Origin of the sequence: Latilactobacillus sp. VITA-14 (genome assembly GCF_046580785.1) — a bacterium.
Classification (GTDB): domain Bacteria; phylum Bacillota; class Bacilli; order Lactobacillales; family Lactobacillaceae; genus Latilactobacillus; species Latilactobacillus curvatus.
Genome location: NZ_JBJKTM010000014.1, coordinates 1 through 12,392 on the forward strand (window position 1 = coordinate 1; position 12,392 = coordinate 12,392).

At 42.0% G+C, this 12,392-nt stretch carries 6 protein-coding genes and 3 tRNA genes; 7 read left to right on the top strand and 2 right to left on the bottom strand.

The annotated features are described in order from the left end of the window. Positions 1–72: 72 nt before the first annotated feature. From ACF1X7_RS06840 to ACF1X7_RS06860, 5 genes are all read left to right on the top strand, one after another. Positions 73–146, top strand: a tRNA-Pro gene (locus tag ACF1X7_RS06840). A 27-nt stretch (positions 147–173) separates the two neighbouring features. Next, a tRNA-Gly gene (locus ACF1X7_RS06845) sits at positions 174–245 on the top strand. A gap of 28 nt (positions 246–273) precedes the next feature. After that, positions 274–347 (top strand) — tRNA-Pro (locus tag ACF1X7_RS06850). 173 nt (positions 348–520) lie between these two features. Then, positions 521–991: a CtsR family transcriptional regulator gene (locus ACF1X7_RS06855; RefSeq protein ID WP_411162595.1), complete on the top strand. Its 471-nt coding sequence runs from the start codon at positions 521–523 to the stop codon at positions 989–991. A gap of 17 nt (positions 992–1,008) precedes the next feature. After that, positions 1,009–3,474: an ATP-dependent Clp protease ATP-binding subunit gene (locus tag ACF1X7_RS06860; RefSeq protein WP_221276301.1), complete on the top strand. Its 2,466-nt coding sequence runs from the start codon at positions 1,009–1,011 to the stop codon at positions 3,472–3,474. Positions 3,475–3,510: 36 nt separating this feature from the next. Here the strand turns inward: ACF1X7_RS06860 and ACF1X7_RS06865 are convergent, their stop codons facing one another. Together ACF1X7_RS06865 and ACF1X7_RS06870 are read right to left on the bottom strand one after the other, a co-directional pair. Further along, positions 3,511–5,430: a fructose-bisphosphatase class III gene (locus ACF1X7_RS06865; protein WP_069467858.1), complete on the bottom strand. Its 1,920-nt coding sequence runs from the start codon at positions 5,428–5,430 to the stop codon at positions 3,511–3,513. A gap of 135 nt (positions 5,431–5,565) precedes the next feature. Then, the gene (locus tag ACF1X7_RS06870) at positions 5,566–6,447 is read right to left on the bottom strand and encodes a phosphate ABC transporter substrate-binding protein PstS family protein (RefSeq protein WP_146955095.1); all 882 of its coding nucleotides are present in this window, start codon (positions 6,445–6,447) and stop codon (positions 5,566–5,568) included. Positions 6,448–6,679: 232 nt separating this feature from the next. Between ACF1X7_RS06870 and ACF1X7_RS06875 the strand changes: the two genes are divergently transcribed. Continuing rightward, positions 6,680–8,491, top strand: a complete 1,812-nt coding sequence (locus ACF1X7_RS06875; RefSeq protein ID WP_146955094.1) for a sulfatase-like hydrolase/transferase — start codon at positions 6,680–6,682, stop codon at positions 8,489–8,491. Between the two features lie 272 nt (positions 8,492–8,763). Continuing rightward, positions 8,764–12,363: a DNA-directed RNA polymerase subunit beta gene (locus ACF1X7_RS06880; protein WP_064777522.1), complete on the top strand. Its 3,600-nt coding sequence runs from the start codon at positions 8,764–8,766 to the stop codon at positions 12,361–12,363. Positions 12,364–12,392 lie beyond the last annotated feature (29 nt).

A 12,392-nucleotide genomic window follows, 5' to 3' on the forward strand; every position in this document is an offset into this window, starting at 1 on the left:
TAGCGCAACTGGATAGAGTGTCTGACTACGAATCAGAAGGTTGTAGGTTCGACTCCTACTGGGTGCATATAACGGGAAATAGCTCAGCTTGGTAGAGCACCTGGTTTGGGACCAGGGGGTCGCAGGTTCGAATCCTGTTTTCCCGACTGGATACAAAAATGTTAATAAAAAATGCGGAAGTAGTTCAGTGGTAGAACATCACCTTGCCATGGTGGGGGTCGCGGGTTCGAATCCCGTCTTCCGCTTTTTTTGTACCCGTAATAAAATAGTTTCCGGGAAGTAGCTCAGCTTGGTAGAGCACTACGTTCGGGACGTAGGGGTCGCAAGTTCAAATCTTGTTTTCCCGACTATCAAAGACTTGTTGATGACAAGTCTTTTTTGTGCGTCCAATTGATTAGCTACTAAAAGTCAGTAAACTTTCATTTTGTACTGATAATCGTTATAATAATAGTCAACGTTAGTCAAAGTTAAACTTTTGACACTGAAAAACGCAGAAGACTAAATGAAGGGGCTGATATGTTTGCAAAGTCAGAACATCTCGGATATTATTGAAGCCTATCTAAAAAAGATACTGGCTGACAATGAACAAATCGAAATTAGACGCTCCGAAATTGCTAAGCTTTTTAATTGTGTGCCGTCCCAAATTAACTATGTGATTAACACGCGGTTCACTGAGCAGCGCGGTTATGTCGTGAATAGTAAACGTGGCGGCGGTGGTTATATTCGGATCGTCAAGGTTCAATTTCTCGATGATCGGGACTTTTTAGAAGCGTTAATTGAAAATGTTGATACGCAGATTTCCCAGGCGGACACCTTAGCCATTATCCAGAAACTATATGATGAACAAATTCTTTCGCAAAAGGAAGGCAATTTGATACTCGCGGCAACGAGTCCACAGACATTAACGGTTAATAATAAACAATTAGAAGAGCAGCTTCGAGCACAGATTCTAGTTGCAGTGTTAGAACGACTACGATATGAAATTAAGTAAAGAGTGGGGGATTATCCATGAATAATCTATTTACACCAAGTGCAAAAAACGTCTTAATGATGGCACAAGAACAAGCAAAGAAATTTAATCACCATGCACTAGGAACGGAACATCTCCTATTAGCAATCGTATTAGAAAATGAGGGAATTGCTGGGACTACCTTACGCGAATTAGGTGTCAATTCGACCGATGTCCTTGAAGAAATTGAACGCTTAACCGGATATGGCGATGCTGTAATCGCTTCTGGCATTGGCGGTTATTTACCATATTCGCCCAAAGCCAAACAAGTACTCGATATTGCTCGGGTTGAAGCGCAACAAGCTAATTCGGTTAAAATTGGCACAGCACACCTATTATTAGCACTTTTACGTGATGATGATATTATCGCTGCGCGGATCTTATTGAACTTAGGACTTAGTTTAGCTAAAACACGCCAACTACTACTTCAAAAGATGGGTGTGGATACGGCAACCGCTAAAAAACGGGCTAAAGCAGCTAAGAATAATGCCGATCAAGCTGGGACACCAACGTTGAACCAATTAGCGCGCGATTTAACACAACTTGCTCGTGACAATCAAATTGATCCGGTCGTGGGTCGTGATGAAGAAGTTCGGCGACTTGTGCAGATTTTAGCCCGGCGTTCGAAGAATAATCCCGTCTTAGTTGGTGAACCTGGTGTCGGTAAGACAGCGATTGCTGAAGGTTTTGCGCAACGCATCGTCAATGGTGATGTGCCAAGTGACATGCAGCAAAAGCGGCTCATGATGCTCGACATGGGGTCATTGGTTGCTGGGACAAAGTATCGTGGTGAATTCGAAGATCGTTTGAAGAAGATTATCGATGAAATCTATGCAGATGGGCAAGTGATTCTCTTTATTGATGAATTACACACCCTCATTGGTGCAGGTGGCGCTGAAGGGGCAATTGATGCTTCTAATATCTTGAAACCAGCATTAGCGCGTGGTGAATTACAATTAATTGGTGCGACGACTTTAGATGAATATCAAAAGTACATTGAAAAAGATGCAGCTTTAGAGCGGCGATTCGCGACCGTCACGGTCAATGAACCAACGCCAGAAGATGCGGAACAAATCTTAAAGGGATTACGTCCACGTTATGAAGCTCATCATGGGATTGCAATTTCAGATGAAGCTTTACATGAAGCGGTTGTCTTATCAAATCGCTACATCACGAACCGATTCTTACCGGATAAGGCAATCGATTTAATGGATGAAGCGACGGCTAAAGTGCGCTTGGATGCTGTTAACCAGAAGACACCGTCGGATAAATTAGAACAAAAACTACAAACTTTAAATGACGATAAAGAAGCCGCTGTTCGCGCGCAAGATTTTGAAAAAGCGGCGACGATTCATGAGCAAGAAGTAACCACTAAGGCCAAGATTGCCAAGTTACAAGCTGCCGAACAAGAAAACGGTGTTCGCAGTGACATTCAAGTGACTGCTGAAGACATCGCTCAAGTGGTTGCGCAATGGACCGGTGTGCCTGTTACTCAGTTGCAACGCAAAGAAAGCGAACGTCTCATGCAACTTGAAAAAGTCTTGCATAAACGGGTTGTTGGCCAAGAAGAAGCCATTTCTGCCGTTTCACGTGCAATTCGTCGTGCGCGCAGTGGTTTGAAAGATCCAAAACGACCAATTGGTTCATTTATGTTCTTAGGCCCAACCGGGGTTGGTAAGACAGAGTTAGCCAAAGCATTGGCGGAAGCCATGTTTGGTTCTGAAGACAACTTGATTCGGGTTGATATGTCTGAATATATGGAACGTTACAGCACGAGCCGTTTAGTTGGGGCGGCCCCTGGCTATGTCGGCTACGAAGAAGGCGGCCAATTAACAGAAAAGGTCCGCAATAAACCATATTCCGTCATTTTATTTGATGAAGTTGAAAAGGCCCACCCTGATATCTTCAATATCTTGTTGCAAGTCTTGGATGACGGCTATTTAACCGATTCAAAAGGACGTAAGGTTGATTTCCGTAATACAATTATGATTATGACATCGAACTTAGGTGCAACAGCCCTACGTGATGATAAATCCGTTGGGTTCGGGGTTAAGGATGTAACTGCTGATTATAAAGCAATGCAAGGGCGCATTATGGAAGAATTGAAAAAAGCTTTCCGTCCAGAATTCTTAAACCGAATTGACGAAACGGTTGTCTTCCATTCCTTAGCACAACCTGAATTACGCGAAATCGTGAAGATTATGGCGAAGAATGTCTTAGGCCGTTTAGCGGAACAGGGGATTCAAATCAAGATGACAGCTGCAGCGATGGATGTTGTTGCCAAAGCCGGGTTCGATCCTGAATATGGGGCACGACCAATTCGACGGGCACTACAAACCCAAGTAGAAGATCAGTTGAGTGAAGCGTTGCTCGCTGGTGAGATTACGATGGGTGTACCGGTGACAATTGGCGCAACTAAAGGTAAAATTACCATTACCAGTAAGACTGATAAAGTAACTGTTTAAACGTAAATAAGGTGTCAGACCAATTGGTCTGACACCTTATTTTTTTTGTCCTAAAAGGGTCGTGAGTTGTTCAATTTCAGTTTTAATCGCAGCGCCGATATTCGTCTGACTGACACGTTGACGTTGACTAACTTGATCAATCACTCGACGCGTGGAAATAATGTCTTGCATCTTGGCAATTGCATTGGCCCGTGTGGTGAACGGCTGATGGGTGACTAACTGCATTCCATACGAATTGTACAAGAGCGTAAAGCCACCAATGCCAGTTGTGTGGTGATAAGCTTTTGAAAAGCCGCCATCAATCACGATCATTTTGCGATTAGCCATGATTGGATTGTGGCCTTTTTTGACAGGTGTGTGACCATTGAGAATGTGCCCCGTTTCTGGCGTTAAGCCAAACTCCAACAAGAGTTTCTCAATGAAGTCTTCCTGATGGCGGAGTTGGTAATATGCGTTCTTCTTTTCTTCGTGTAAAACGGGGTCTGCGCTGAAGTAGCGTTCGAAGGTCGTCATCGCATTCTTGCCAAATAGTGGGGAGAGCGGTCCTGTCCACAGGTACCAGAGTAAATCGGTGGATAAATTATCTTGATTGAGCGGGTGGTCGAAGCTCGTTCGAATTTGGTGATCGAAGAAGTCGAGTAATGATTTACCAGCATATTGTCGGTTAGCGAGGGTTAGCGTGAGGAAGTTGCCGGCTTCATCAACTGGAATACAGCCGTGAAAAAGGAGGTTTTGGTTGTAGAGTTGGTACATGCTACCGTTGTCGATTAAAAAACGGAGATGCTTGCGTAGTTTTTGGCAGTGGGTAAACGCGTTTAGCAATGATGTAACAATGGCTGCTTCATCGGAAGTTAATATTTCGGGGTGTATGGGGTCGATTGTTTGAAAGCAGGTGTTATCAAGTGGGTAGTCATGACCATTTAGATGAATTGTCTGCTGTTCAAAGTCAACATGGCTGAGGGTTAAGCGGTGGTCCATTTTGAAATCAGGATTGCGTTTAATCACGGTTTGTTCCAACTTAAACTGCATGATGGCGATGGCTTGGTGCACTTGGTTGATGCTTTTCTTTTCAGCTGTTGAGATTGCGGGTTGATTGGCAGCAACCTTTGGTTCGAAGGCGAGATTGGGCTGATAAGTTCGTTGGGCAAATTGAACCAGTTCGCTAAGATCAATTCCGTAAGCTTTCTCGATGATGGCTAAATTATTGTAGCGTGCGCAAATGCGTAAAAGGTTGAGCATACATAGTTGAGAACCGCTAGCGGCGCCGAACCAGAGAATATCATGATTGCCCCACTGAATATCAACCGCGGGGAGCTTGGTGAGTTGTTCGACAATCAGATCGGGACGCGGCCCACGATCGTAAATGTCACCGATGATATGCCAATGATCAACCACTAGTCGTTGAATCGTATGACTGGTGGCGATAATTAAGGCATCGGCTTGGCCCATCGAAATGATGGACGTCGTGATTTCTTGGAAGTAGCGTTTCTTATCACTGTTAGCTACATCGCCGTACATTAATTCTTCGGTAATGTAGACGAAATCGGGCGCCATTGCTTTACGGACTTTTGAGCGTGTGTATTTTGTGGAGACAAATTTTAAGAGGTCGATTAACCGTTTAAAAGTGGTGAGGTACCACTGGTCGAGTTCACTAGCAGATAGTTGTGCGTGTTTGAGTGCAAGCCGCTCGGTTGGGTAGTAAACTAAAAAAGCGAACGCCTGCATTGTATCTTCAGTCATTTCACCGGAAAAGACCTCTGCAATTTTTTGCCGGAGATTCCCTGCGCCAGTGCGAATGAGATGCTGGAAGGCATCATATTCGCCATGTAAATCACTCATGAAGGCTTCAGTGGGTTTGGGAAGGTTCAAGATGGCCTTTAAGTTGATGATTTCGGAAGTAATTGCCATTTTAGTGGGGTATTTTTCGGATAACGTTTTCATTTTGTTGTTAATCATTCGCCGAGCTCCTTTGATAAACTAATAGTTCGATTATACCAATCGTAAATATAAATGCAAATTACTTTGTTTAAAAACCTTTTATTAGTATATACCAATTAAAAAAGTCGCGCAGTTTAGCGCGACTTCTGGAAACTATTGATCTTGGATGGTGCCATCAACGTGGCGTTCAACTTTCATTTGCGTCATTGGGATGTAGCCCAGTTTAGGGACGATTGTCTTTTGAACGTCTTTTGATTGGATGAAGTGGATGAAACGGGCTGTTTGATAGTTAGGTGCGCCCTTAGTATACATATGTTCGTAAGACCAGATTGGCCATGCATTGGTTGAAACGTTCTTTTCGGTAGGTTCAACGTCGTTTAACTTAACAGCTTGCAAGCTACCTTTGATGTATGGGAAGGCGAGGTAACTGATAGCGCCTGGCGTTTGTTCGACGATTTTTTGAACAGTCCCAGAGGAATCTTGTTCTTGGCTGGTAACAACTTTGTCGGTTTTAAGACCTAATTTTTCAAACGTTTGACGTGTCCCACTTCCTTGGGCCCGGTTGATAACGGTGATTTTTTCGTTAGGACCACCAACGGATTGCCAGTTTGTGATTTCGCCTTTAAAGATACCTAGCAATTGTGCACTGGTTAAATTTTTGATGCCTAACTTTTTATTAACAACGGGTGCGATTGCAACCACAGCAACTTTGTGATCAACCAGTTTCTTAGCATCGATACCATCTTTTTCTTCAGCGAAGATGTCCGAGTTACCGATTGTGACGTTGCCACCACTAATTTGGGTTAAACCAGTTCCTGAACCGCCACCTTGAACGGTGACGTTGACTTTAGGGTTATCCTTTTGATATTGATCGCCAGCTTGTTCAACAAGGGGTTGAAGGGCTGTCGAACCAACTGCAGTAATTTTAGCGCCTTGATCCTGGCTTTGACTTGCACTTTTTGATTGGCTTTGACAACCAGCTAATAAAAGAGCGGCCGCACCAACTGTGAGTAATGCCATACTAATGCGTTTCATAATGATTCCTCCTGAGGACTGATTTAAGGGTACAAGTTCAGTATAGAGACGTCGTGTAAAGATTGACCGCTAATTCGTGTAAAAAACGTAAATGATAAGTTGCGAGTTTGTAAATGATTCCGTGAGGGGCTTGAAGATTGTCATTAGAGACTTTTGTTAAAAGGGTGGGTAGGCGATACAGCCATAAAATGCTATGATTAAATGAGATAGTTAGAAATGGAGCAAATACATAATGTTATTTATTGCGATGATCTACTTGTTTGTCTGTTTACCTTTTTTATGTGCTATTGTCCAACGCAATGATCGCCAATTTATTCAATTAGTTGGTATGTTGATCAATTTGGTGCTTGTATTAGGATTAACGATTTTAGTGACTTTTGGGTTGACTGGTCATGTTATTCATTTTAGTGATGGTTTGTTCCAAAAGTTATTTTTACTCAAGTTTATTATGTTGATTACCATTATTCAAGGCGTCGTGTTGGTGACAAGAAGGTGGCGCCAAAAATGGTTAACATTTGAACTGGTACCAGTCACACGCACAAGACATTGGTTTAGCTGGTGGATTTTTAGTGGTGCCTTATTAATATCAGTTGGGTATTTCTTGTTGTCAGCTAGTTTTTGGACAAAGGCAAATTTTGGCTTGTTAACGCCCGAGCAGATAGTTTATAACTTACGCCAACCGATGACAGGTGTTGATGATGGTTTTATTAATTCATTTATCGGCGGTCCGGTGCTAGGTGCCATTACTTGTTTAATCAGCGTTTTTTTGTTCTGCAACTATATCAGACACTTGCAACTGTTGGTCACTCATAAAATAACACACCACTTAGAACTCAAGGCAAAACGATTTGTATTGGTCAGTGCGTTATTGTTTTGTGGTTTGACGATGGTTGCTGCGATTAAAATTGATGCTGTTGGTTTTTACGAATATCTAACGGCGAATTCACCATTTATTGAAGAAAATTATGTAGCACCGAATAAAACCAAATTAACGTTCCCAAAACAAAAACGAAATCTAATTTATATTTATGCTGAGTCACTCGAATCTACAGCAACATCAAGAGAAATGGGTGGGCAGATGAAAACCAATTTACTACCAGAATTGACGGCGTTAGCTGAGCAAGAGGGTGTTCACTTCTCAAATTCTAACCGATCATTTGGTGGTGCCCAACAATTACCAGGAACAGGCTGGACAGTTGCGGGAATGGTCGCCCAAACATCAGGATTACCGTTGAAAGTGCCGGTGGATGGGAATTCCTATGCGACAGATAAAAAGAATCATTTCCTACCAGGCGTCACGTCATTAAATAATATTTTGGACAAGCACGGCTATCAGCAAAAAATCTTGCTTGGATCGGATGCGACTTTTGGTGGTCGACGATCATATTTTACGCAGCACGGTAATGTTCAAATTGATGATTTGTTAACTGCGCGTAAAGATGGTCGGTTACCTGAAGACTATTATGTTTGGTGGGGCTATGAAGATTCAAAGTTATTCGAATACGCTAAGGAAAGTGCGTTGGAGCTTAGCAAATCAGATCAGCCATTTAACTTAACGATGCTAACGGAGAATACGCACCACATTGGTGGGTATCCAGAACCGAATATGCCAGAAAAGTATGGTGACCAGTATTCAAACGTTATCGCCTTTTCTGATCATCAAATTGTTGAATTTATTAAGTGGGCACAAACGCAGTCGTTTTATCAGAATACGACCATCATTGTCAACGGAGACCATTTAGGCATGGATGTGGAGTATTATAAGAAGATTCCGGCCAATAAACGGCATGCATTTAATTTGATTTTAAATGCACCAAAAGCAAGTCAGGTTCAAACCAAGAATCGCCAGTTTAGCACAATGGACATGTTCCCAACGACGCTCGCCGCAATGGGGGTTGATATTAAAGGAGAACGTTTAGGCTTAGGAACTAATCTATTTTCAACGAAAAAGACATTAATAGAAGAAAAGGGATTGAAAAAGGTTGATAAGGCCTTGAGCGCCAAATCTAAATTTTATAATAATCAATTTATCTATGATAAGTAGCACCGAGGCAGATTATTGACTTTTAGTAGTAAAAGAAGTATATTATACAGTAACTGCGAAAATCCGTAGAAAAATTTATTGTGCTGATCTATTGTCCAGCACGGTATTCATGAAAAACAAAAATAGTTAGTCTGATTTATTCAGCTTAAAATAACTGTTTTTGTTTTTTTTCTGCTCAAAATTACCTAAAAATGGCGATGTAATATTTTCTTAATATTTGTCATATTTTTGTAACAATGAGGCTGCGGAAAACTTATAGAGGGGTGAACAATTTGGCAGGACACTTAGTGAATTACGGTAAACATCGTACTCGTAGAAGCTACGCACGGATTAAAGAAGTGCTAGAACTACCAAACTTGATCGAGATCCAATCTAATTCCTATCAATGGTTTTTAGACGAAGGGCTTCGTGAAATGTTTGATGACATTATGCCAATTGACGATTTTGCTGGTAACTTATCATTAGAATTCGTTGATTACCAACTTCTTGAACCTAAATACACGGTTGAAGAAGCTAGACAACATGATGCCAACTACTCAGCACCATTACACGTTACTTTGAAATTAACAAACCATGAAACTGGTGAAATTAAATCTCAAGACGTTTTCTTTGGGGACTTCCCATTGATGACTGACCAAGGGACTTTCATCATCAACGGTGCTGAACGGGTAATTGTTTCTCAATTAGTTCGTTCACCAGGCGTTTATTTCAACAGCGCTGTTGATAAAAACAGCCGCACAACTTATGGTACAACTGTCATTCCTAACCGGGGTGCATGGTTAGAATTTGAAACAGATGCTAAGGATATTGCATATGTTCGGATCGATCGGACACGTAAGATTCCAATGTCTGTTTTAGTTCGTGCTTTAGGTTACGGTTCTGATCAAGAAATTATCGATATCTTAGGCGACAACGATTCATTAATGTTGACGTTAGAAAAAGATATCCATAAGAATACTGACGACTCAAGAACAGAAGAAGCTTTGAAGGATGTCTACGAAAGACTTCGCCCAGGCGAACCGAAGACAGCTGATAGCTCACGTTCATTACTTTATGCACGTTTCTTCGATGCTAAACGTTATGATTTAGCTGCTGTTGGTCGTTACAAGATCAACAAGAAATTAAGCTTAAAGACGCGTTTATTGGGTCAAACATTAGCTGAAACACTTGCTGATCCCGATACTGGTGAAGTGATTGCTGCTAAAGATACAGTTGTTGATCGTCAAGTGATGGATGCTTTGGCACCATACTTAGACAAAGAAGACTTCAAGACGGTTACTTACCAACCATCTGATGAAGGTGTCTTACCAGAACCAATGACACTCCAAGTGATCAAAGTGTACTCACAAAAAACACCTGATAAAGAAATTAACTTAATCGGTAACGGTCATATCGATGCCAAGATTAAGCATGTCATTCCTGCTGATATCATCGCTTCAATGAACTACTTCTTTAACTTACAAGAAGGTCTCGGTTCAACGGATGATATTGATCATTTAGGGAATCGTCGGATTCGTTCAGTTGGTGAATTGTTACAAAACCAATTCCGAATTGGTTTATCACGGATGGAACGTGTGGTTCGTGAACGGATGTCAATCCAAGACACAAGCACCGTGACACCTCAACAATTGATCAATATTCGCCCAGTTGTTGCCTCAATTAAGGAATTCTTCGGTTCATCACAATTGTCACAATTCATGGATCAAACCAATCCCCTTGGCGAATTGACGCATAAACGTCGTCTATCTGCCTTAGGACCTGGTGGTTTGACTCGTGACCGTGCCGGTTATGAAGTTCGAGATGTTCACTATACCCATTATGGTCGTATGTGCCCAATCGAAACCCCTGAAGGCCCTAATATCGGTTTGATTAACAGTTTGGCTAGTTATGCTGTTGTTAACCGTTACGGCTTCATCGAAACACCATATCGCCGTGTTAGTTGGGATACGCATGATGTTACTGATAAGATCGACTATTTAACAGCCGACGAAGAAGATAACTATGTCATTGCGCAAGCCAACTCACCATTAAACGATGATGGTTCATTCGTTGATGATACTGTTTTAGCACGTTACAAAGATGACAATATTGAAACTTCAATCGACAAGTTAGATTACATGGACGTTTCGCCTAAGCAAGTAGTTGCTGTCGCTACGGCCTGCATTCCTTTCTTGGAAAATGATGATTCAAACCGTGCCTTGATGGGTGCTAACATGCAACGTCAAGCTGTGCCATTGGTTGACCCACATGCACCACTTGTTGGGACAGGGATGGAATATAAAGCAGCCCACGATTCAGGGATTGCTTTATTAGCACAACATCCCGGAACTGTTGAATACGTTGATGCGAAAGTCATTCGCGTTCGTCGTGAAGACAGCTCATTAGATACGTACGAATTAATGAAATTCCGTCGTTCAAATGCTGGTAAGAACTACAACCAACGTCCAATCGTTGCAAAAGGCGATCACGTTGATGTTGATGAAATTATCGCTGATGGACCAGCTATGGAAAAAGGTGAATTAGCCTTAGGTCAAAACCCATTGATTGCTTTCATGACTTGGAATATGTATAACTACGAAGATGCGATCGTTCTTTCAGAACGTTTAGTGAAAGAAGATTTATATACTTCAATCCATATTGAAGAATACGAATCAGAAGCTCGTGATACAAAACTTGGACCTGAAGAAATCACACGCGAAATTCCTAACGTTGGTGAAGATTCATTGAAGGATCTTGACGAATTCGGGATTGTCCGTGTTGGTGCTGAAGTCAAAGATGGCGACATTTTAGTTGGTAAGGTAACGCCTAAGGGTGTGACAGAATTATCAGCCGAAGAACGCTTATTGCACGCTATTTTCGGTGAAAAGGCTCGCGAAGTTCGCGATACATCATTGAAAGTACCTCATGGTGGCGGCGGGATTATCCAGGACGTTAAGATCTTTACGCGTGAAGCTGGCGATGAATTGTCACCAGGTGTTAACATGATGGTTCGTGTTTACATTACACAAAAACGTAAGATCCAAGTCGGCGATAAGATGGCTGGTCGTCATGGTAACAAAGGGACTGTTTCAATCGTTGTTCCTGAAGAAGATATGCCATACATGCCAGATGGTACCCCAGTTGATATCTTATTGAGTCCCATGGGTGTGCCTTCTCGTATGAATATCGGACAAGTTCTTGAATTACATCTTGGGATGGCTGCTAGAAACTTAGGCATCCATGTTGCAACACCAGTCTTTGATGGTGCGCAAGATAAAGATTTATGGGACGCTGTTCGTGAAGCAAACATGCCTTCTGATGGTAAGAGCATTCTTTATGATGGTCGGACCGGTGAACCATTCGATACACGTGTGTCAGTTGGTGTCATGTACTACATGAAACTAGCCCACATGGTTGACGATAAACTCCATGCACGTTCAATCGGACCTTACTCACTTGTTACGCAACAACCATTGGGTGGTAAAGCTCAATTTGGTGGCCAACGTTTCGGTGAAATGGAAGTTTGGGCTCTTGAAGCTTACGGTGCCGCTTATACCTTACAAGAAATCTTAACTTACAAGTCTGATGACGTTGTTGGTCGTGTGAAGACATACGAAGCAATCGTTAAGGGTGAACCAATTCCAAAACCAGGTGTTCCGGAATCATTCCGAGTATTGGTTAAAGAATTACAATCACTTGGCTTGGATATGAAGGTCTTGGATATCGATAATCAAGAAATTGAATTACGCGATATGGACGACGATGATGATGATATCGAAAACATCGATGCATTATCTAAATACGCTAAAGAACAAGAAGCCAAAAAGGCACAAGAAGAAGCTAAAAAAGCACAAGCAGCAAATGCTGATGCAGTAGATCCATCTGCTGAATAAAGCGTGCTATAAATTATGAGGAGGTCGGC